The following is a 21352-nucleotide window of genomic DNA, read 5'->3' on the forward strand; positions in this document are numbered from 1 at the left end:
GTCCGGGAATTCCCAAGCACGGGGAAAACTCACATAACGATACGGAATCAAGGGTTCTGTAAACCTCTGGTCTGGGCTTCACTACCGACGTCGTACACCGCTCGTACGAGACCCGTACAACCGGCGTAAAGGAATCTGTCCCCATGACTTCGCAGCCGACAGCGGCGAAGGCCCCGGCCAGCCACGGAGACCCCGGCGGCGGCCTGCAGGCCGGCCTCAAGAACCGTCACCTGTCGATGATCGCCATCGGTGGCGTCATCGGCGCCGGCCTCTTCGTCGGATCGAGCTCGGGCATCGCCACCGCGGGGCCCGGCATCCTGTTGTCGTATGCCCTGGTCGGCCTGTTGGTCGTTCTCGTGATGCGGATGCTCGGCGAGATGTCCGCGGCCAACCCGACCTCCGGATCGTTCTCCGCGCACGCGGACCGGGCGCTCGGCCCCTGGGCCGGGTTCACGATCGGCTGGCTGTACTGGTTCTTCTGGGTCGTGGTGCTGGCCGTCGAGGCGACCGCGGGCGCGGTGATCCTGGAGGGATGGATCCCGGCCGTGCCCCAGTGGGCGTGGGCCCTGATCGTCATGGTGGTGCTCACCGCCACCAACCTGGCCTCGGTGAGCTCCTACGGCGAGTTCGAGTTCTGGTTCGCGGGCATCAAGGTCGTGGCGATCGCCGGGTTCATCGTCCTCGGCGGCCTGGCGGTCTTCGGCGCCCTGCCGGGCGTCGAGAGCGACAGCGCGGGCCTGGAGAACCTGACCGCCCACGACGGCTTCCTGCCCGGCGGCGCCGGCGCGATCCTCACCGGCGTGCTGCTGGTCGTCTTCTCCTTCATGGGCAGCGAGATCGTCACCCTGGCGGCCGGTGAGTCGCCGAACCCGCGGCAGGCGGTCACCAAGGCCACCAACAGCGTCATCTGGCGGATCGCGGTCTTCTACCTCGGCTCCATCTTCGTCGTGGTCACGCTGCTGCCGTGGAACGACCCGGCGATCCAGGAGAAGGGCTCGTACGTCGCCGCGCTGGACTCGCTCGGCATCCCGCACGCCGGTCAGATCATGAACTTCATCGTGCTGACCTCGGTGCTGTCCTGCCTGAACTCCGGCCTCTACACCGCCTCCCGGATGGCGTTCTCGCTCGGCGAGCGGGGCGAGGCGCCGAAGTCGTTCGCGCGCACCACCTCGCGCGGCGTGCCGCGGACGGCGATCCTCGCCTCGGTCGTCTTCGGCTTCGTCGCGGTGTTCTTCAACTACGCCTACCCGGACACGATCTTCCTCTTCCTGGTCAACTCCTCCGGCGCCGTGGCCCTGTTCGTGTGGCTGGTGATCTGCTTCTCGCAGCTCCGCCTGCGGAAGATCATCGAGCGGGAGTCGCCGGAGAAGCTGTCCGTGCGGATGTGGCTGTACCCCTACCTCACCTGGGCGACGATCGGGCTGATCCTGTTCGTGCTCGGCTACATGCTGACCGACACCGAGCACGGCAACCGCGACATCCTGCTGCTGTCGCTGGCGGTGGGCGCGGTGGTCCTGGCGATCGCGCTGGTGCGTCAGCGGCTGCGGCCGCACGCGGCGCGGGACGCGCAGGACCGGGGCGCGGACGCACCGGAGGCGGTGGACGCGGAGAGCGGCGAGAAGACCCCGGCGGCCTCCTCGTAGTCAGGACGCCCCGCTCAAGTCCCGCGGACCCGGCCGGCGCGGCCGGGCGCACCCGACGGCCCGAGGCCCGCCCCGCGATCGCGGGGCGGGCCTCGGACGTCGTACACCGGTCCCTACGCGTACCGCTTCAGCTCGCGCCGTGCCAGCGAGCGCTGGTGCACCTCGTCCGGCCCGTCCGCGAGCCGCAGCGTACGGGCCGCCGCCCACAGCTCCGCCAGCGGGAAGTCCTGGCTGACCCCGCCCGCGCCGTGCAACTGCACCGCGCGGTCCAGGATCTCCACGACCGTGCGCGGCACCGCGATCTTGATGGCCTGGATCTCGGTGTGCGCACCGCGGTTGCCGACGGTGTCCATCAGCCAGGCCGTCTTGAGCACCAGCAGCCGCAACTGCTCCACCGCCACCCGCGCGTCGGCGATCCACTCCTGGACCACCCCCTGCTCGGCCAGCGGCCTGCCGAAGGCGGTGCGGGAGGCGGCGCGGCGGCACATCAGCTCGATCGCCCGCTCGGCCATGCCGATCAGCCGCATGCAGTGGTGGATGCGGCCGGGACCGAGCCGGGCCTGGGCGATGGCGAAACCGCCCCCCTCCTCACCGATCAGGTTCGCGGCCGGCACCCGCACGTCGTGGAAGAGGACCTCGGCGTGGCCGCCGTGCCAGTGGTCCTCGTAGCCGTAGACCTTCATGGCGCGGCGGACCTCCACGCCGGGGGTGTCGCGCGGCACCAGCACCATCGACTGCTGGCGGCGGACGTCACCGGCGTCCGGGTCGGTCTTGCCCATCACGATGAAGACCGCGCAGTCGGGGTTCATCGCACCGGAGATGTACCACTTGCGGCCGGTGATGACGTACGCGTCGCCCTCGCGCCTGATCCGGGTCTCGATGTTGGTGGCGTCCGAGGAGGCGACCTCCGGCTCGGTCATCGCGAAGGCCGACCGGATCTCGCCGGCCAGCAGCGGCTCCAGCCAGCGGCTGCGCTGCTCGGGGGTGCCGAACTGCGCCAGCACCTCCATGTTGCCGGTGTCCGGCGCGGCGCAGTTGCACGCGGCCGGCGCGAGCTGCGGACTGCGGCCGGTGATCTCCGCCAGCGGCGCGTACTGGAGGTTGGTCAGCCCGGCGCCGTACTCGGGGTCGGGCAGGAAGAGGTTCCACAGCCCCCGCTCGCGCGCGGCGGCCTTCAGCTCCTCCACCACCGGCGGGGTCCGCCAGGGCGAGTCCAGCGCGGCCCGCTGCTCCTCGGCCACCGCCTCCGCCGGGTACACGTACTCGTCCATGAAGGCCAGCAGCCTCTTCCGCAGCTCCTCGGTGCGGGCGTCGAATGCGAAGTCCATGGTGCTAGCCCTCCTGAAGGGTGGTGAGGCCGTCGGAGACGAAGGCCGGGACGAGCGCGCCGATGCGGTCGAAGCCGGCGCCGACGGTCTGGCCGAGGGTGTAGCGGTAGTGGATGCCCTCCAGGATCACGGCGAGCTTGAAGTAGGCGAACGCGACGTACCAGGCGATGTCCGACACGTCGCGGCCCGAGCCCGCCGCGTACCGTTCGACCAGTTCCTCGGGCTCGGGATGGCCGGGTGCCTCGCGGGTGGTGGCGATGGGCACCCCCGGGACGGGCCGCTGACGGCTGTACATCACCAGCAGCCCGAGGTCGGTGAGCGGGTCGCCGAGCGTGGACATCTCCCAGTCCAGGACGGCGGCGATCCGGTCGTCCGCACCGACCAGCACGTTGTCCAGCCGGTAGTCGCCGTGGACGATGGTGGGGGCGGGGGAGGCGGGCAGGTGCTTGCCGAGCGCGGCGTGCAGCTCGTCGATGCCCGGCAGGTCGCGGCTGCGGGAGGCGTCGAGCTGCTTGCCCCAGCGCCGCAACTGCCGCTCCAGGAACCCCTCGGGACGCCCGAAGTCGCCCAGGCCCACGGCGGCGGGATCGACCGAGTGCAGGGCCACCAGCGTGTCCGGCAGCCGGAGCACCAGCTCGCGGGTGCGTCCGGGACCCAGGGCGGCGAGCTGGCCGGCGGTGCGGTAGGGCGTGCCCTCCACGTACTCCATCACGTAGAAGGGCGCCCCGAGGACGGAGTCGTCCTCGCACAGCAGCACCGTGCGGGGGACGGGGACGGCGGTGGGGCCCAGCGCGCTGACCACCCGGTGCTCGCGGGCCATGTCGTGGGCGGTGGCCAGGACGTGGCCCAGCGGCGGACGCCGTACGACCCAGCGGGAGGTCCCGTCGGTCACCCGGTAGGTCAGGTTCGACCGGCCGCCCTCGATCAGCTCCGCGCTCAGCTCCCCCCGGACGAGCCCGGGCCGTTCACGGTCCAGGTACGCGCGCAGTCGCGCGGGATCGAGGCCCGGTGGGTGGTGCTCGTTCATCGCTGGCTCCTCGGCGGGGGTCGTACGGTTCCGAGCCATGATGCCGACCAGTCGGTATGGAGTCCAGGGGGGGAGGAGCGGAGCCCGGTGCCCGGGCCGCGCGGGCGGCCCGGAACGGACGTCAGCGGGGCACGGCGGCGCGGGCCCGCTCGACGACCTCCTCGACGGGCCCGTCGATGGCGACGGCGGCGCCCTTCTCCCCCGGCTCCAGGGGCTCCAGCGTCTCGAACTGGGAGCGCAGCAGTTCGGGCGGCATGAAGTGGCCCCTGCGCGCGGCCAGGCGCTCGGCGATCAGCTCCGGCGAACCGTCCAGGTGGAGGAAGAACACCTCCGGCGCGGCCCGGCGGAGGCGGTCGCGGTAGCGGCGCCGGAGGGCGGAGCAGGTGACCACGCCGCCGCGCCCGCCCCGCTCCGCCAGCCAGGCGGCGATGGCGTCCAGCCAGGGGCGGCGGTCCTCGTCGTCCAGCGGGACGCCCGACGCCATCTTCGCCACGTTCTCGGGAGGGTGGAAGTCGTCGGCCTCCGCATAGGGCACGCCCAGCCGTTCGGCCAGGGCCGTGCCGACCGTCGTCTTGCCGGAGCCGGAGACGCCCATCACCACGACGAGCGGATTCACCACAGCAGCACCACCACCCCTGACATCGCGACCGCCAGCGTACAGGCGGCCACCGCCAGTGCCACCGGGGCGTCCAGCGGACGCGGGCGGGCCGCGGCCAGGGCGCGGACGCGGCGGCGGGCCACGACCAGGAGCACCGGCCACACGAGCAGCGCCGGCACCGCGGCGTACCCCGCCGGCGGGCCGCCGAGGGCGGCCTGGCGGACCATCAGCACCAGGGCGACCGCGAAGGCCAGCGACGTACGCCGCCACGCCAGCCGGGTGCGCTCCGGCTGCGCGCCCGGATCCCGCCGCGCCCCGGGGGCCCGCGCCCCGCTCACCGGCCGAGGCCCCCCAGCGCCACGGCACCCACCACCAGCAGCGCGGCCAGGGCCGTGCCCACGGCCAGCAGCACGGGGAAGCGCGACAGGGGCAGGTCCTCACCGCGCCGCATGGCCCGCTCGCAGCGCAGCCAGTGGTTCACCGCCCGCACCGCGCACACCGCGCCGCCCGCCAGCAGCACCACGGCGATCGCCGTGCGCGCCCCCGGCCGCATCCCGGTCAGGAACTGGTCCACCGCGATCCCGCCGCCGACCAGTGCCAGCGCGGTGCGGATCCACGCCAGGAACGTCCGTTCATTGGCGAGGGAGAACCGATAATCGGGCGTCCGCCCCTCGGCCCGCAGCCGCCCCGGCGCCCACCACAGCCGCGCCGCCGTCCGGAACCTGTCGATCACACCCCGACCCTACGCAGGGCCGCCGCCTCCGCGCTCCCGGTACCACCGGCGCAGCCGCCGGTGGCACTCCAGCCCGTCGGGCACCACGTCCCACTCCGGCAGCCGCCGCTCCACCTCGTCCTCCGGGAGGAACGCCCACCAGGCGATCTCCTCCGCCTGCGGACGCACCGGCAGCTCGCACCGCACCTCGTACACCGCCATGAACCACGCGTGCTCCGGCGACTCGTAGAGGAACTTCAGCCGCGGCTCCGGCGCCGGCAGTCCGCGCACCCCCAGCTCCTCCTCGGCCTCCCGCAGCGCCGCCTCGTCGTAGCCCTCGCCCGCCCCGACCACACCGCCCACCCCCAGGTCGTACAGGGAGGGGAAGACCAGCTTGTCCGCCGTCCGCCGGTGCACGAAGATCCGGCCCTCGGCGTCCCGCACCCGCACCGCCACCGCCCGGTGCCGCAGCCGCCGCGCGGTGGCCTCCCGCCGGGGGGCCTGCCCGACCACCCGGTCCCACTCGTCCACGATGTCCAGCAGCTCATCCGTCATCCGGACATCCAAGCAGGCCACGGGGGATGCCGTCCGTCCGCACGGGAGGCTACTCTCCGGTCCACCGGTGCGGACGAGCAGAAACGGGCGGTGGGCAGCAGATGGCGTACGACGCCGACGTGATCGTGATCGGGGCGGGCCTGGCCGGGCTCGCCGCCACCGCCGAACTGGCCGACGCCGGACGGAAGGTGATCCTCCTGGACCAGGAGCCCGCGGGGTCGCTCGGCGGCCAGGCGCACTGGTCCTTCGGCGGCCTGTTCCTCGTCGACTCGCCCGAGCAGCGCCGCCTGCGCATCCGCGACAGCCGCGAGCTGGCCTGGCAGGACTGGCTCGGCACGGCCGGCTTCGACCGCGAGGAGGACGCCTGGCCGCGGCGCTGGGCCGAGGCGTACGTCGACTTCGCCGCGGGCGAGAAGCGGGCCTGGCTGCGCGCCCAGGGGCTGCGGCTGTTCCCCGTCGTCGGCTGGGCCGAACGCGGCGGCTACGGCGCGACCGGCCACGGCAACTCGGTGCCGCGCTTCCACATCACCTGGGGCACCGGGCCGGGCATCGTCGAACCCTTCGCACGGCGGGTGCGGCAGGGAGCCGGGAAGGGCCTGGTGGACCTGCGCTTCCGGCACCGCGTCACCTCCCTGGCCCGCAGCGCCGGCGCCGTGGACACCGTTGCCGGAGAGGTGCTGGCCCCCAGCGACGCCGAACGCGGCACGGCCAGCAGCCGCGAGGTGACCGGCACCTTCGAACTGCGCGCCCAGGCCGTGATCGTCGCCTCCGGCGGCATCGGCGGCAACCACGACCTGGTCCGCGCCAACTGGCCGCGGCGGCTGGGCACTCCGCCCCGGCGGATGCTCTCCGGCGTCCCCGCGCACGTGGACGGCGCGATGCTCGGCATCACCGAGCGGGCCGGCGGCCGGATCGTCAACCGCGACCGGATGTGGCACTACACCGAGGGCATCGAGAACTGGAACCCCGTCTGGGAGAACCACGGCATCCGCATCCTGCCCGGCCCGTCCTCCCTGTGGCTCGACGCCACCGGAAAGCGGCTGCCGGTGCCCCTCTTCCCCGGCTTCGACACCCTCGGCACCCTCGAACACATCATGCGGACCGGGTACGAGTACACCTGGTTCGTCCTCACCCGGAAGATCATCGAGAAGGAGTTCGCGCTCTCGGGCTCCGAGCAGAACCCCGACCTCACCGGCCGCAGCGTCCGCCAGGTGCTCGGCCGCGCCCGCTCCGGCGCACCCGCCCCGGTGCGGGCCTTCATGGACCGGGGCGCCGACTTCGTCGTCGAACGCGACCTGGCCGCGCTGGTGCGCGGCATGAACGCGCTGACCGGCGAGGAGCTGATCGACGAGGACGCCCTGCGGCGCGAGATCACCGCCCGCGACCGCGAGATCGGCAACCCCTTCACCAAGGACCTCCAGATCACCGCCGTCCGCGGCGCCCGCACCTACCTCGGCGACCGGCTGATCCGGGTCGCCCCGCCGCACCGCCTCCTGGACCCCGCGGCGGGACCGCTGATCGCCGTGCGCCTGAACATCCTCACCCGCAAGACCCTCGGCGGCCTGGAGACCGACCTGTCCTCGCGCGTGCTCACCGGGGACGGCACCCCGCTGCCCGGGGTCTACGCGGCCGGGGAGGCCGCCGGGTTCGGCGGCGGGGGCATGCACGGCTACCGCTCCCTGGAGGGCACCTTCCTGGGCGGTTGCCTGTTCTCCGGCCGCACCGCGGGACGCGCGGCGGCGGAGGCCGTCGGCTGACCGCCTCCCCTTCGGCTTCCCCTCCGCTCTCCCTTCCGGGAACGTCTCCGGGACCGCCCGGAACCGGCTCCGGCGCCCGGGCCGTCTGTGGCGGGGAACGAACGGCCGGAAACCTCCGGCCGGGAACGGTGCGGAGGGGGAACGACGGGTGCGGACGGAAAGGAACCGCGCGGGGCGGAACGCGGGGGAGCGGGAGGGGATCCTGCGGCGGAGGGCCCTGGCGGTCGTGCTGCTGCTGGCGCTCGTCCAGCTCGCCTGGCTGGCCCGGCCCGCACACGCCTGCGGCTGCGGAGGCATGGTGCCGGCCGACGGCACCACCATCGGCGTGCGCGACGAGACCTCCGTGGTGCACTGGGACGGCCGCACCGAGCGGATCGTCATGCGCCTGACCGTGGAGGGCGACGCCCCCGAGGCCGCCTGGATCATGCCGGTGCCCGGCCGGGCCACCGTCGGGCTGGGCGACCGCGAGCTGTTCGACGAACTCCGGACCGTCACCGCGCCGGACCGCGAGACGCGGCACCACTTCTGGCCCCGCTCCGGCGACTGGCCGTTCGACGGCGAGGACGGCTCCACGGCCGGCGCGCCGGCGGGCGCCGCGCCCCCGGTGGGCGTCGTCGGCCGCGAACGGCTGGGCCCCTTCGACGTCGCCCGGCTCACCGCCACCGACTCCGGCGCCCTGGACGCCTGGCTGCGCGACAACGGCTTCGACCTCCCCGGTCGGCTGGCGGCCGAGCTGGAGCCGTACGTGGCCCAGGAGTGGGAGTACGTCGCCGTCCGCCTCGCCCCCGGGGAGGACGGGCCCGGGGACGGCACCCCGTCGGCGGTGCTCGGCGGTGCCCTCGACCCCCTGCGCATCACCTTCGACTCCGACCGGCCGGTCTACCCCATGCGGCTGTCCCGCGCCGCGCGCACGGCCCAGTCCCTGCGGCTGTACGTGCTGGCCCCCCACCGCATGGAACCCCGCGACGCCATCGGCGGGCAGGCCCCCGAGGTCGTCTTCGCCGGCCGGCTGACCGAGGCGGAACTGGCGGGCAACGAGCGGCTGCGCGCCCTGGCCGGCGGCGAGGACCTGTTCCTCACCGCCCTGACCCAGGACTTCCCGCACCCGGAGCGGATCAGCGGCGACCACGAGCTGCGCCGCGCGCGGGCCGACACCCCGTACCGCGCGGTGGAGCACGACGACGAGCTGCTCACCTGGGGCGGTGTCCCGGCGTGGATCCTCACCCTGCTCGCCGTCCCGGCCGCCCTGCTCGCCGTCGGGGCCGTGCTGCGCTCGCGGGCCGCCCGCGCCCCGCGCCCCGCACAGTGAAGCGTCCCCCCGCGGGAGACCCGCGGGGGGACGCTTCGTCATCGGTGTCCGGAGGGGGACTTGAACCCCCACGCCCGATAAAGGGCACTAGCACCTCAAGCTAGCGCGTCTGCCATTCCGCCACCCGGACGAGGTGTGCCGCCGACCGCGGCCGTGCGACGTGTAAACCATAGCACTGGAGAGCGGCCGGTCGATCAACCAGCCGTTCCCCCACTGCTGTGCGACGGCCCCGGAAGCGGGAGGATGGGGCGACCCCGCAACAGAGGAGGCAGAGTGAGCGAGCCGAGCGCGACCGCGGCGGACACCGGCAGGGGCGAGGACGAGGTCGTCGACCTGTGCCGCGACCTCATCCGGATCGACACCAGCAACTACGGCGACCACTCCGGGCCGGGCGAGCGGGCCGCGGCCGAGTACGTGGCGGAGAAACTCGCGGAGGTGGGCCTGGAGCCGAAGATCATCGAGTCGCACCCGGGGCGCGCCTCGACCGTGGCCAGGATCGAGGGCGAGGACCCCACGCGGCCCGCCCTCCTCATCCACGGCCACACCGACGTCGTCCCGGCCGACGCGGACGACTGGACCCACCACCCGTTCTCCGGCGAGGTCGCCGACGGCTGCGTGTGGGGCCGGGGGGCCGTCGACATGAAGGACATGGACGCGATGACGCTGGCGGTCGTGCGCGACCGGCTGCGCACCGGCCGCAGGCCCCCGCGCGACATCGTGCTGGCCTTCCTCGCCGACGAGGAGGCGGGCGGCACCTACGGCGCCCGGTACCTGGTGGACCGGCACCCGGAGCTGTTCGAAGGGGTGACCGAGGCGATCGGCGAGGTCGGCGGCTTCTCCTTCACCGTCAACGAGAAGCTGCGGCTGTACCTGGTGGAGACCGCCGAGAAGGGCATGCACTGGATGCGGCTCACCGTGGAGGGCACCGCCGGCCACGGCTCGATGACCAACACCGACAACGCGATCACCGAGCTGTGCGAGGCGGTCGGGCGGCTGGGGCGGCACACCTTCCCCGTGCGGGTGACCAAGACGGTCCGCTCCTTCCTCGACGAGCTCTCCGACGCCCTCGGGGTCGAGCTGGACCCGGAGGACATGGACGAGACCCTCGCGAAGCTGGGCGGCATCGCCAAGATCATCGGGGCGACCCTGCGGAACACCGCGGCCCCGACGATGCTCGGCGCGGGCTACAAGGTCAACGTCATCCCCGGCCAGGCCACCGCCCATGTCGACGGGCGCTTCCTGCCCGGGTACGAGGAGGAGTTCCTGGCCGACCTCGACCGCGTGCTGGGTCCGCGGGTCAGGCGCGAGGACGTGCACACCGACAAGGCGGTGGAGACCACCTTCGACGGCGCCCTGGTGGACGCCATGCAGTCCGCGCTGCGGGCCGAGGACCCGATCGCGCGCGCCGTGCCGTACATGCTCTCCGGGGGCACCGACGCCAAGTCCTTCGACGACCTGGGCATCCGCTGCTTCGGCTTCGCGCCGCTGAAGCTGCCGCCGGAGCTGGACTTCGCCGGGATGTTCCACGGCGTGGACGAGCGGGTGCCGGTGGAGGGCCTGCGGTTCGGCGTACGGGTGCTGGACCGTTTCCTCGACCAGTGCTGACCGGTACCGGGTCCGGCGCCGGTCCCGGCGCCGGACATTCGCCACTGTGTACGCACATCCCTCGGACGGGTGAAAGCGTTCGGGAGCCGTAGCCCGGTTCCTCCGGTGTCGTTACAGGGAGTGCGGTCCGCGGCTGGGATCGCATTGCCAACAAGGAGGAACAATGATCAAGAAGGTCGTCGCTGTCGCGGCTGCCACCAGTGGACTCGTGCTCGCGGGGGCGGGTGTGGCCGCCGCCAACTCCGGAGCCCAGGGTGCTGCCGTCGGCTCCCCGGGTGTCGTCTCCGGCAACGTGATCCAGGTGCCCATTCACGTCCCGGTGAACGCCTGCGGCAACACGATCAACGTGGTCGGGCTGCTGAACCCCGCCTTCGGCAACACCTGCATCAACCAGTGACGTCGCGTCCGGGCCCGTGAAGCGGCCCGGCGCCCGGAGGCCCCGGAGTGCGCCGTGCGCTCCGGGGCCGCCGTTTCGGTGTGCGGAGGGGCCGAGGGGCGTCCTCCGTCCGAGACCACGCGCGCAGAGCGCGAGGCACCCACGCACAGTAGAGGGCAAGGGAAGTACACATGCGACAGGTCACCAGGAAGGGCCTGATCACCATCGCCGCGGCCGGCGGGATGCTGGCCGTGTCGGGCGGCTACGCCCACGCGGACGCCGAGGCGCAGGGCGCCGCCATCGGCTCCCCGGGCGTGCTGTCCGGCAACACCGTCCAGGCCCCCGCGCACGCGCCGGTGAACGCCTGCGGCAACACCGTGACGGCCGGGGGCGGTCTCAACCCCGCCTTCGGCAACACCTGCTCCAACGGCGACTCCCACCACGCCGGCGGGCACCGCGATGGCGGGCACCGCGACGGCGGACGCCACCGGCACCCGGGTGACCGCCACGTCGGCGGTCACGGGCACGACGGTGCCAAGGCCCGGGGCGTGGCCGCCGGATCCCCCGGCGTCGCCAGCGGCAACACCGTCCAGGCCCCCGTGCACGCGCCGGTGAACGCCTGCGGCAACACCGTGACGGCCGGGGGCGGTCTCAACCCGGCCTACGGCAACACCTGCTCCAACGACTCCGGCAAGGACAAGCCTGCTCCGGAGAAGCCGGAGAAGCCGGGCAAGCCCGACGAGCCGGAGCGCCCGGAGAAGCCGGAGCACCCCGGAAAGCCGGGGAAGCCCGGCAAGCCCGAAAAGCCAGGTAAGCCGGGCAAGCCCGCTCCGGAGAAGCCGGGCAAGCCCGGGAAGCCGGAGAAGCCGGGCAAGCCTGGTGAGCCGGAGAAGCCGGGCAGGCCCGGGGGGCCGGAGAAGCCGGGCTGCCGGGACGGGTCCGGGAAGCCGGGGGACTCGGAGAAGCCGGGCAGGCCCGGGGGGCCGGAGAAGCCGGGCGACGGGGACTCGGGGAAGCCGGGCGACGGGGACTCGGAGAAGCCGGGCCACGGGAACGACGGGAAGTGCGACGGCGGGGAGAAGCCCGGCACCGACAAGCCGAAGGGCGAGGACAAGGCGCCTGAGCGGGACGAGCACCGGCCCGCCCACCAGGCCCTGGGAGGCGCGCTGGCGGACACCGGCGGGCTCGAGCTCGGCACCGTCCTCCCGGTCGGCGCCGGTGCGCTGCTCGGCGGAGCCCTGCTCTACCGTCGCGCCCGCGTCGCACAGCGCTGACCTCCGACCCCGTGCACGGCGAGGAGCGGACCCGACCCCGCAGGGGTCGGGTCCGCTCCCGTACGCACTGCGTCACCAGGTGGCGCGCAACTGGCGGATGATCCGCCGCCGCAGCCGCACCTGGCGGCTGCCGTCGGAGTTGAGCCTCAGTCGGTCCAGTTCCCAGTGTCCGTACTCGGCGTGATCGGTCAGCAGGCGTGTGGTGGCCTTGCGGGACACGCCGCGAGGGACGTACACATCGCGAAATTCGTATTCCGGCATCACATCTATTGTGCGTGCAGTGCCCGAGTACGGATAGCGTCTGCACTATGTCTGATGCTGCGCAGCCCGGCGCTGCCGAGGTACGAGCCGCCGCCGAAGCGTTGAAGACCGCGCTGGACCGGCACCTCGAAGCCGTCGAACGACGGTCCGCCGCGGGAGGCACGGCCGCCGAGGTCGCCCGGGCCGATGCCGCCGTCTATGCCGCGTTCGACGAACTCGCCGCGGCGGGCGAGGCGTACGACGAGCTGTTGTACGACGTCTACGACGAGGTCACCCCCTTCGAGATCCCCGGTGGCGACAGCATGCCCGCCTACACCGGACCGGAGGAGCCCAGCACCCTCAGCGTCTTCATCCGCCGCGACTACACCGTCGTCGAGCCGCAGCGGTTGATGGCCCAGGCACAGCGCGTCACCGAGCTCGACCCGGATTCGGTGGACGGCGACGCGGAGGCGCTGGAGGGGCCCTTCGCCGGGAGCGGGGTGCACGCCGCGCTGGGGGTGCTGTTCGGCGAGTACGAGCCCGACGAGATCGCCACCCGGCACAAGGAGTTCGGCCTGGAGGAGGGCGACTCCACGCTGTGGGTGATCGCGGGCGAGGAACCGGCCGAGCCGGGGGAGTGGCTGGGCGCGCCCTTCGAGGGGGCCGATCCCGAGCGCGTCGTCTGCCGCTTCGACGTCAGCGCCGTCTTCGACGAGGAGGGCGGCTTCTACGGCGCGGACGACGACGATGACGAGGACGACATCGAAGAGGAAGACGCCGAGGACGAAGACGTCGAGGACGAAGACGTCGAGGACGAGGACGCCGACGCCGAGGACGAAGAGGACGAGGAGGACGAGGAGGACGAGGAGGACGAGGAGGGGGACGACGGCCCCGGCCGCCGCCCCCGGAGGCCCACCGCCGGCTAGCCCGCCGCGCCGGGCGCCTGCGCCGCCGCCTGCGCGCGCAGTAGCGTGCGCAGGCGGGTCGTGCGCTCCGGGGCCGGTACCTCCGCCACCGCCCTCGGCAGCGCCTGCTCCACGCCGTGCACCACGGACAGGTGCCGCTCGCCGCGGCTGAACGCCGTGTACACCCACGCCCGGTTGAGGGCCGGGACCGCGTCGCCCGGCAGCACCACCACGACGGCCGGCCAGCGCGTGCCGACGGCCTGGTGGGCGGTGAGCGCCCAGCCGTGCCGCACGGTGTCCGCCACCCGCTCGCGCGGGACGGTGACCGTGCGTCCGGCGCACTCCAGGCGCAGCCCCTCGGCGTCCGCGGAGACCACCGTGCCCGGCGTGGCGCGGCCCGGAGCGGGGGAGTGGACGACCCGGTCGCCCGGATCGAAGCCGCCGAACCGGCCGGGGCCGGGGTTGAGACGCTCCTTGAGCGCGGCGTTGAGCACCCGGGTCCCCGCGGCGCCCCCGTGGCCGGGAGTGATCACCTGGGTCCGCTCGGCGGGCACGCCGAGGGCCCGCGGCACCGAGTCGGCGACCAGTTGCACGGTGCGGTGCACCGCCTCCCCGGCGTCGCGCACCGGGACGATCACCACTTCCCTGCCGGGCGCCGCCACCTCGTTCAGCTCGCCGATCCCGATGCCCGAGACCAGTTCGCCGATCGGCCCCGGGTCCGGCGTGCGGGAGACGACCTGCGGGCAGACGCGCGCCGCGAGCAGGTCGGCCAGCACCTGGCCGGGGCCCGCCGCGCCGAGCAGCAGCGGGTCCCCGCTGAGCACCAGGCGCGCCCCGTCCGGCAGCGCCTCCACCAGTGCCGCCGCCCGCTCGGTGTCGAGCTGGGGGGCGTCCAGCACGGCGAGCAGGTCCAGCGCACAGGCCCCCTCCTCGTCCCGGCCGGGGCCCTCCAGCCCGGCCAGCAGACCGTCCACGGTCACGGCCGCCGGATCCGGGCCCCCGCCGTCCTCGCCGGCGTCCCCCGCGCCGAGCGCCTCGGCCAGCCGCCGCCTGCCGTCCTCGCCGTGGGCCGCGGCGTACGCCCGCAGCCCCAGCGACCGGGCGGCGGCGACGAGCGCGGCGGGCTCGGCGCGGGCGGCCTCGCCGCCGGTGTGCACGACCAGGCCGCTGCGCGCGGCCGCCCGGATCAGTTCGGCCGCCGACGGGCTCGGCGCCCCGGCCGCGGCCGCCTCCCAGCGCTCCGCCTCCTCCCCGCCGGGCGGGGTGAAGGTGCTGCTCAGCCGGGCCAGGCCCTCGGCCAGGCCCTCCTCGGCCAGGGCGTACCGGTCCAGGCCCAGCAGCAGCCGTACGGGTCGCTCGCCCTCCGCGCCGTCGGCGGCACCCTCGGCGGCGCCGGTACCGTCCCCGGCGGCGCCCGGGTCCGGGAGGTCCTCGAAGGCCAGCACCGTGCCGGAGTCGACCGCCTCGCGCACCGCCTCGTCCGGATCGGGCACGGCGTACCGGGCCAGCTCCCCGGCCAGGGACTCGGGGGTGAGGACCGTGTGCCCGGCCAGCGCGGCCCGCTCCAGCAGCCACACCACCAGTGCCCGGGTGCGCCGCTCGTCGCCCGGACCGCACTCCTCGCCCAGCAGCGCGCGGGCGAAGCCGTCCGCCTGCTCCGGCCGTACGCCGGGGACGGCCAGCAGGTGCCACGGGTCCGCCCGCAGCACCTCCTCGGCGCCCTCGCCCAGCACCTCCACGACCCGGGGGCCCAGCGCCTCGGGCGCCCCGCCCCCGGCCAGCAGCGCGGTGACGCCCGCGGGCACCGCCACCGGTCCGCCCGCCGGCGGACGCGCGCCGAGGGCGGGCGCGGGCCGGGCGGCGGGGGTGGCGCGCCGGGGCGCGGGCTCGGGCTCGGCGAAGAACTCGGCGGCGGAACGCTCGCCGCTCTCCACGGCGCGCACGGCGGCCATGAGCTCGGCGGCCCTGTCCCGGGCGGCCTTGTCCCGGGAGGTCTTGTCGCGCTTGTCGCGGGCCGCGGCGGCGTCGGCGCGGCCCTGCGCGCCGCCCGCGCTGTCGGCACTGGACGCGGTCACAGCGTGCTCCAGTCGTGATCGGGATAGCGGTGCACCGGGGCCGACACGTCGTCCAGCGCCCGGCAGATCTCGTCAGGAAGCGTAAGACTCTCCACTGACAGGGCCTCGCCGAGCTGCTGCGCCGTCCGCGCGCCGACGATCGGCGCGGCCACCCCGGGCCGGTCCCGCACCCAGGCCAGCGCCACCTGGAGCGGGGTGACGGCCAGCCCGTCGGCCGCTATGGCGACCGCGTCCACGATCCGCGCCGCCGCCTCGTCGAGGTAGGGCGCGACGAAGGGCGCCAGGTGCTCCGAAGCCCCGCGCGAGTCCGGTGGCGTGGCGCCCCGGTACTTGCCCGTGAGCACGCCCCGGCCCAGCGGCGAGGACGGCAGCAGGCCGATCCCCAGGTCCAGCGCGGCGGGCAGCACCTCCCGCTCCACACCGCGCTGGAGCAGGGAGTACTCCATCTGCGTGCTGGCCAGCCGGGTGCGCGTGCCGGGCTCGGCGAGCTGCCAGGTGGCGGCCTTGGCCAACTGCCAGCCGCAGAAGCCCGCCACCCCGGCGTAGCGGGCGCGGCCGCTGCTCACCGCGGTGTCGATCGCCTGGAGCGTCTCCTCCAGGGGCGTGACCGGGTCGTAGGCGTGGACCTGCCACAGGTCCACGTGGTCGGTGCCCAGCCGCTCCAGCGAGGCGTCCAGCGCGGCCAGCAGGTGCCCGCGCGAGCAGTCGAAGCGGCGTTCCGGATCGGGCACGCCGCCCGCCTTGGTGGCGATCACCAGGTCCCGGCGCGGCACCAGGTCCGCCATCAGGCGCCCCAGCAGGTACTCGGCGCCCCCGTCGGCATACACGTCGGCGGTGTCCACCAGCGTTCCGCCCGCTTCCCAGAAGGCCTTCAGCAGGTCGGCTGCGTCCCTCTCCCCGGTGTCCCGCGCCCAGGTGAGCGTGCCGAGCCCGATCCGGGATACGCGGAGGCCGGTGCGGCCCACGTGCCTGTGCTCCATGGCCGTTGAGCGTACTTGCGGGCGCGCGCTAGAGTCCCGGGGACAACCACGTTACTGATCAGTAAGGGGAGCGCGATGCGGCTCGGGATCAACCTCGGTTACTGGGGAGCCGGGATGGACGCGGACAACCTCGCGGTCGCCCGGGAGGCCGACCGCCTCGGCTACTCCGTCTGCTGGGCCGCGGAGGCCTACGGCTCGGACGCCGCGACCGTGCTGGCCTGGGTCGCCGCCCAGACCGAGCGGATCGACGTCGGCTCCGCCATCTTCCAGATCCCCGCCCGCACCCCCGCCATGACGGCCATGACCGCCGCCACCCTCGACACCCTCTCCGGCGGCCGCTTCCGCCTCGGTCTCGGCGTCTCCGGACCGCAGGTCTCCGAGGGCTGGTACGGGGTGCGGTTCGACAAGCCGCTCGCCCGCACCCGCGAGTACGTGGAGATCATCCGCAAGGCGATGTCCCGCGAGCGCCTGACCCACTCCGGCGAGCACTGGACGCTGCCGCTGCCCGACGGCCCCGGCAAGCCGCTGAAGCTGACGGTGCACCCGGTCCGCGAGCACATCCCGCTGTACATCGCCGCCATCGGGCCGAAGAACCTGGAGCAGACCGGCGAGATCGCCGACGGCGTCCTGCTGGTCTTCTTCTCGCCCGAGCACGCCGAGGAGACCACGCTCGGCGCGCTGCGCGCCGGACGCGAGAAGGCGGGCAGGACCCTGGAGGGCTTCGACGTGGTGCCCACCGTGCCCCTGGCCGTCGGCGACGACGTCGACGCCCTGGCCGACACCTTCCGCCCGTACACCGCGCTGTACGTCGGCGGCATGGGCAGCCGCAAGCAGAACTTCTACAACCGGCTCGCCCGGCGCATGGGGTACGAGAAGGAGGCCGCCGAGATCCAGGACAGGTACCTGTCCGGCGACAAGGAGGGCGCCGCGGCGGCCGTGCCCCGGCAGCTCATCGACTCCACCACCCTGCTCGGGCCGGTGGAGCGGATCGCCGACCGGATGCGCGCCTACGCCGAGGCCGGGGTGACCACCCTGTCGCTGGCCCCCGCCGGCTTCACCCTGGAGGAGCGGATCGCCGCGCTGCGGGCCGGAGTGGAGGCCCTGGAGCGGTCCGGAGTCGCCTGAGGGGCGCTGAGGGGCGCTGGGGGGCGCCTGGGGGCGGGAGACGAGTTGAGGGGCCCGTCCCCGGCGGAGGACGCCGGGGACGGGCCCCTTGAGGTGTTCACGGCCGTGGTGGGGGCTCGGGGATCTCCCCGCCACGGCCGTCGCCCGGCACAACGGTCCCGCGGCCCGGCGGGTTACGGCCCGGCGCGCCGGCCCCCTCCGTTCGGCGCAGGGGACGGGGCGAGCTGTTGCCGTCGGCCGGCCGCGCCGTTTGACTCGACTCCTGCGGACACGTCCATGGAGGTACCGGTCATGCTCTGGGCAAGGGACCTGTTGCGGGAGGCCCTCGACGACGACGCCTCCTTCCGGCTGCTGTGCTCCCTGGCCGCCTGCGCCGAGGCCCGCAACGGCCGGGAGAACGGCCGGATCGCCGCGGCCGTCCCGGCCGGCCGGCGCGACCTCGCGCCCGGCATGGCGCACCACGGCGCCCGGCAGGACCGGCACGCCCGGCTGCTGGGCGAGCTGCCCGCCGGGCGCGGCCTGGAACCGGTCCAGGTGCCCCCCGAGGCCGACCACGCCCTCCTGCTGGAGGAGCGGGGCGCCTGCCCGGCGCACGCCAAACTGCGCCGCGGGGAGCCCCTGAACGAACGGGACGTCATCGCCCACCTCGCCCACGGGCACGTCGCCGAGACCCGTGCCGCCGCGTGGCTCGCCCGGTTCGCCGGGCGCTTCGGCGACCACCGGGAGATCGGCCCCGCCGTGCGGGAGGTCGCCCGGGCCAAGCGGGAGCACCTCGCCTACTGCCGGGAGGGCCTGCTGTGCTTCGCCCGCGCCGGGCACGGCGCCGCCGTCCAGTGGCTGCTGCGGGAGAACGCGCTGGCGGAGATCCGCGTCCACCGCGACGTCGGCCTCGCCGTACTGGCCCACCTGGGCCATCTGCTGGGCTGGAGCATGGCGCGGTCGGTGGCCCTGGAGGCGCGCGTCCAGGCCGGGTACGCGTACGGGCGGCTCGTCGGCCACCGCCGCGCCGCGCACCTCGTCCCGGCGGGGCGCCCCGCCGGGGCCGGCGCGCCGTCCGGCCCCGCCGCTACAGCCAGCCCCGGTGCCTGAACAGCCGGTACAGGCCGACGCTCACGCCGGCCATCAGCGTCATCACCGCCGGATAGCCCAGCGGGTGGTGCAGCTCGGGCATGTACTCGAAGTTCATCCCGTAGATCCCGGCGATCATGGTCGGGGCCGCGGCCATGGCCGCCCACGCCGAGATCTTGCGCATGTCGTCGTTCTGCCGGACGCCCACCTGCGCCAGATAGGCCGACAGGATGTCGGACAGCAGCCGGTCCAACGCCTCGACCTGGTCGTTCGCCCGGGTCAGGTGGTCGCTGACGTCGCGGAAGAACGGGCGCGCGGGCTCGGGCACGAACGGCACCCCGGCACCGGCCAGCCGCTCCATCGGCTCCGCCAGCGGTCCCGTGGCCCGGCGGAACTCCAGGATCTGGCGCTTGAAGCCGTAGATGCGGCTGGCGACGGCGCCTCCGTCCCCGCCGCCCGGGGTGAAGACCCGCTCCTCCAGCTCCTCGAGGTCCGCCTGCAGCTCCGCGGCCACGTCCAGGTAGTGGTCGACCACCGCGTCGCTCACCGCGTACATCACGGCGGCCGGACCGCGCTGCAGCATCTCCGGGTCCCGCTCCAGCCGTTCGCGCACCCCGCCCAGCGGATTGATGTCGCCGTGCCGCACCGACACCGCGAAGGAGTCGCCGATGAACAGCATCAGCTCGCCGGCGCTCACCGTGTCGGCCGCGTCGTCGTAGTCCACCGGCTTGAGCACCAGGAACAGCGAGCCGTCGTAGAGCTCCAGCTTCGGGCGCTGGTGGGCCGAGAGCGCGTCCTCCACCGCCAGCGGGTGCAGCCCGAACTCCTTGGACACGGAGGCGAACTCCTCCTCGGTGGGCTCGTGCAGCCCGATCCAGACGAAGGCGTCGTCGGCCGCACGGGCCGCCTGGAGCGCCTCGGACAGGTCGGCCGGGCCCTGGGTGCGGTGCCCGTCACGGTAGATCGCGCAGTCCACTATCACGGCGGTCATTGTTCCCCCGGATCGCCGTCCGCCACGCGGGTGAACACCGTGCGCCCGCCCTCGCCTACGCTGGCTGCCATGCCCACGCTGCTCCTCGTCCGGCACGGCCGGTCCACCGCCAACACCTCCGGACTGCTCGCCGGCCGCACCCCCGGCATCTTCCTGGACGACCACGGCACCGCCCAGGCCGCCGCGCTGCCCGGGCGGCTGGCCCCGATCCCGCTGGCCGCGGCCGTCCACAGCCCGCTGGAGCGCTGCCGCCAGACCCTGGCCCCGCTCACCCGGGCCCGGCCGGAGCTGCCGCTGTACGCCGAGGAGCGGATCGGCGAGTGCGACTACGGCGACTGGACCGGCCGCAAGCTCGCCGAGCTCGCCGACGAGCCGCTGATGGCCACCGTCCAGCAGCACCCCTCGGCCGCGGCCTTCCCCGGCGGCGAGACGATGCGCGGCATGCAGAACAGGGCGGTGGAGGCGGTACGGGACTGGAACGAGAGGATCGGGCGGGAGCACGGGGCCGACGCCACGTACCTGATGTGCTCGCACGGCGACATCATCAAGGCGCTGGTCGCCGACGCCCTCGGCATGCACCTCGACCTCTTCCAGCGCATCCACGTCGAGCCCTGCTCGGTCACCGTCATCCGCTACACCCCGCTGCGGCCCTTCCTGCTGCGGCTCGGCGACACCGGCGACCTCGGCTCGCTCGCCCCGCGCGAGGAGGGCGCCGCACAGGGGCCGCCGGCGGCCGGGAGCGACGGGACCGCGGCCGTCGGGGGCGGCGCCTAGCGGCGCCCGGGAGCCGCCCGGGAACGAGCCGTTCGGCAGTCGTGCGGCGGCCGTACAGCGGCCGTACAGCGCGGTGGCCGCCACGGTGATCGCCGGGCGCAGTAGGGTGCCAGTGACCCAGCAGTCGACCCAACGGAGCAGGACGTGTCCCGTCAGGTGTTCCTCTACGACCCCCCGGAACGCTTCGTGGCCGGTACGGTCGGGCTGCCTGGCCGCCGCACCTTCTTCCTCCAGGCGTCCGCGGCCGGCCGCACCACCAGCGTGGCCCTGGAGAAGGCCCAGGTGGAAGCGCTGGCCGAGCGCATCGACGAACTCCTGGACGAGGTCGTCAGGCGCACCGGCGGCAGCGCCCCCGTCCCGGCCGTCGCGCCCGCCGAGGCGACCGACACCGCTCCCCTGGAGACCCCGGTCGAGGAGGAGTTCCGCGTCGGGACGATGGCGCTCGCCTGGGACGGCGAGGAGGAGTGCGTGATCGTGGAGGCGCAGGCCCTCGTCGAGCTGGAGGTCGAGTCCGAGGAGGACCTGGCCGAGGCCGAGGAGCGGCTGCTGCGGGACGACGAGAACGGCCCGCCGGTGCTGCGCGTGAAGATCAGCGGCGCCATGGCCCGGGCCTTCGCCAAGCGTGCCATGGAGGTCGTTCGGGCCGGCCGTCCGCCGTGCCCGCTGTGCAGCCTGCCGCTCGACCCGGAGGGACACGTATGCCCGCGCCAGAACGGATACCGCCGCCAGCCGTGACGCCGGCCGAACTGCTGGCCCACGGCGAGCTGACGGTGCGCGGACGGCTCCGCGAGGCGTCCAACGCGGTGCTGTACTGCACGGTCTCCCACGACGGCCGGCAGGCGCCCTGCGTCTACAAGCCGGTGCGCGGGGAGCGCCCGCTGTGGGACTTCCCCGACGGCACCCTGGCGCAGCGCGAGGTGGCGGCGTACGAGGTGTCCGAGGCGCTGGGCTGGCACCTGGTGCCGCCGACCGTGCTGCGCGACGGCCCCTACGGCGAGGGCATGTGCCAG

Annotated in this window: 21 protein-coding genes, 1 tRNA gene and 1 pseudogene; 12 read left to right on the forward strand and 11 right to left on the reverse strand. The window is 74.4% G+C overall.

All coding sequences use genetic code 11. The features are described 5' to 3' along the window. The first annotated feature begins 143 nt into the window (after positions 1-143). Complete coding sequence (locus VE546_RS02580; protein ID WP_324917590.1) at positions 144-1643, forward strand: amino acid permease; 1500 nt, start codon at positions 144-146, stop codon at positions 1641-1643. Between the two features lie 113 nt (positions 1644-1756). Here VE546_RS02580 and VE546_RS02585 read toward each other — a convergent pair whose 3' ends face one another. The 6 genes from VE546_RS02585 to VE546_RS02610 form a co-directional block, all read right to left on the reverse strand. After that, complete coding sequence (locus VE546_RS02585; RefSeq protein ID WP_324917593.1) at positions 1757-2971, reverse strand: acyl-CoA dehydrogenase family protein; 1215 nt, start codon at positions 2969-2971, stop codon at positions 1757-1759. Between the two features lie 4 nt (positions 2972-2975). After that, positions 2976-3998 carry a phosphotransferase family protein gene (locus tag VE546_RS02590; protein ID WP_324917596.1) on the reverse strand — a complete coding sequence of 341 codons (1023 nt, stop codon included), beginning with the start codon at positions 3996-3998 and terminating at the stop codon, positions 2976-2978. 121 nt (positions 3999-4119) lie between these two features. Continuing rightward, complete coding sequence (locus VE546_RS02595) at positions 4120-4593, reverse strand: gluconokinase (RefSeq protein ID WP_324917645.1); 474 nt, start codon at positions 4591-4593, stop codon at positions 4120-4122. Positions 4594-4610: 17 nt separating this feature from the next. Next, positions 4611-4934, reverse strand: coding sequence for a DUF202 domain-containing protein (locus tag VE546_RS02600; RefSeq protein WP_324917599.1), 324 nt, complete (start codon positions 4932-4934; stop codon positions 4611-4613). Beyond that, positions 4931-5326: a YidH family protein gene (locus VE546_RS02605; RefSeq protein WP_324917648.1), complete on the reverse strand. Its 396-nt coding sequence runs from the start codon at positions 5324-5326 to the stop codon at positions 4931-4933. The genes VE546_RS02600 and VE546_RS02605 overlap by 4 nt, the downstream gene beginning before the upstream one ends. A 12-nt stretch (positions 5327-5338) precedes the next feature. Next, a complete protein-coding gene (locus tag VE546_RS02610; RefSeq protein WP_324917602.1) occupies positions 5339-5863 on the reverse strand; it encodes an NUDIX domain-containing protein in 525 nt (174 codons plus the stop codon). A gap of 101 nt (positions 5864-5964) precedes the next feature. On the opposite strand from VE546_RS02610, the gene VE546_RS02615 reads away from it, so the two are divergent. Together VE546_RS02615 and VE546_RS02620 are read left to right on the forward strand one after the other, a co-directional pair. Next, positions 5965-7620 carry an FAD-binding dehydrogenase gene (locus VE546_RS02615; protein WP_324917605.1) on the forward strand — a complete coding sequence of 552 codons (1656 nt, stop codon included), beginning with the start codon at positions 5965-5967 and terminating at the stop codon, positions 7618-7620. A 148-nt stretch (positions 7621-7768) separates the two neighbouring features. Next, positions 7769-8929, forward strand: a complete 1161-nt coding sequence (locus tag VE546_RS02620) for a DUF2330 domain-containing protein (RefSeq protein WP_414720378.1) — start codon at positions 7769-7771, stop codon at positions 8927-8929. 45 nt (positions 8930-8974) lie between these two features. Here VE546_RS02620 and VE546_RS02625 read toward each other — a convergent pair. Continuing rightward, positions 8975-9059: transfer RNA gene (locus tag VE546_RS02625), tRNA-Leu, on the reverse strand. Between the two features lie 113 nt (positions 9060-9172). On the opposite strand from VE546_RS02625, the gene VE546_RS02630 reads away from it, so the two are divergent. From VE546_RS02630 to VE546_RS02640, 3 genes are all read left to right on the forward strand, one after another. Further along, entirely contained in the window at positions 9173-10534 is a 1362-nt protein-coding gene (locus tag VE546_RS02630; protein WP_324917608.1) for a M20/M25/M40 family metallo-hydrolase, read from the forward strand. 163 nt (positions 10535-10697) lie between these two features. Beyond that, on the forward strand, positions 10698-10931 hold the full coding sequence (locus VE546_RS02635) for a chaplin (protein WP_324917611.1): 234 nt from the start codon (positions 10698-10700) through the stop codon (positions 10929-10931). 170 nt (positions 10932-11101) lie between these two features. Continuing rightward, positions 11102-12184, forward strand: coding sequence for a chaplin (locus tag VE546_RS02640; RefSeq protein WP_324917613.1), 1083 nt, complete (start codon positions 11102-11104; stop codon positions 12182-12184). 72 nt (positions 12185-12256) lie between these two features. Here VE546_RS02640 and VE546_RS02645 read toward each other — a convergent pair whose 3' ends face one another. Continuing rightward, the gene (locus tag VE546_RS02645) at positions 12257-12445 is read right to left on the reverse strand and encodes a DUF5703 family protein (protein ID WP_324917616.1); all 189 of its coding nucleotides are present in this window, start codon (positions 12443-12445) and stop codon (positions 12257-12259) included. 47 nt (positions 12446-12492) lie between these two features. Here VE546_RS02645 and VE546_RS02650 point away from each other — a divergent pair, with 47 nt between their 5' ends. Next, positions 12493-13350 carry a hypothetical protein gene (locus VE546_RS02650; protein WP_324917619.1) on the forward strand — a complete coding sequence of 286 codons (858 nt, stop codon included), beginning with the start codon at positions 12493-12495 and terminating at the stop codon, positions 13348-13350. On the opposite strand, the gene VE546_RS02655 is transcribed toward VE546_RS02650, so the two are convergent. Continuing rightward, positions 13347-15470, reverse strand: a complete 2124-nt coding sequence (locus VE546_RS02655; RefSeq protein WP_414720379.1) for a helix-hairpin-helix domain-containing protein — start codon at positions 15468-15470, stop codon at positions 13347-13349. The genes VE546_RS02650 and VE546_RS02655 overlap by 4 nt on opposite strands. Next, a complete protein-coding gene (locus VE546_RS02660) occupies positions 15401-16384 on the reverse strand; it encodes an aldo/keto reductase (protein ID WP_324917622.1) in 984 nt (327 codons plus the stop codon). The genes VE546_RS02655 and VE546_RS02660 overlap by 70 nt, the downstream gene beginning before the upstream one ends. 75 nt (positions 16385-16459) lie before the next feature. On the opposite strand from VE546_RS02660, the gene VE546_RS02665 reads away from it, so the two are divergent. Both VE546_RS02665 and VE546_RS02670 read left to right on the forward strand, forming a co-directional pair. Then, positions 16460-17509: an LLM class F420-dependent oxidoreductase gene (locus tag VE546_RS02665; protein WP_324917625.1), complete on the forward strand. Its 1050-nt coding sequence runs from the start codon at positions 16460-16462 to the stop codon at positions 17507-17509. A 291-nt stretch (positions 17510-17800) separates the two neighbouring features. Next, positions 17801-18598: a ferritin-like domain-containing protein gene (locus VE546_RS02670; protein ID WP_324917628.1), complete on the forward strand. Its 798-nt coding sequence runs from the start codon at positions 17801-17803 to the stop codon at positions 18596-18598. On the opposite strand, the gene corA is transcribed toward VE546_RS02670, so the two are convergent. Further along, positions 18576-19568 (reverse strand): magnesium/cobalt transporter CorA, encoded by a 993-nt coding sequence (corA, locus tag VE546_RS02675; protein WP_324917631.1) that lies wholly within the window; start codon positions 19566-19568, stop codon positions 18576-18578. The two genes, VE546_RS02670 and corA, sit on opposite strands and share 23 nt — an antisense overlap. A gap of 69 nt (positions 19569-19637) precedes the next feature. On the opposite strand from corA, the gene VE546_RS02680 reads away from it, so the two are divergent. The 3 genes and pseudogenes from VE546_RS02680 to VE546_RS02690 form a co-directional block, all read left to right on the forward strand. Continuing rightward, positions 19638-20342, forward strand: a complete 705-nt coding sequence (locus VE546_RS02680; protein ID WP_324917634.1) for a histidine phosphatase family protein — start codon at positions 19638-19640, stop codon at positions 20340-20342. Positions 20343-20486: 144 nt separating this feature from the next. Next, a complete protein-coding gene (locus VE546_RS02685) occupies positions 20487-21077 on the forward strand; it encodes a DUF3090 domain-containing protein (protein WP_324917637.1) in 591 nt (196 codons plus the stop codon). Continuing rightward, a pseudogene (locus VE546_RS02690) lies at positions 21041-21352 on the forward strand (phosphatidylinositol kinase); the annotation flags it as partial. The gene VE546_RS02685 and the pseudogene VE546_RS02690, both read left to right, overlap by 37 nt.

Source organism: Streptomyces sp. (genome assembly GCF_035644915.1).
In the GTDB taxonomy this organism is placed as follows: domain Bacteria; phylum Actinomycetota; class Actinomycetes; order Streptomycetales; family Streptomycetaceae; genus Streptomyces.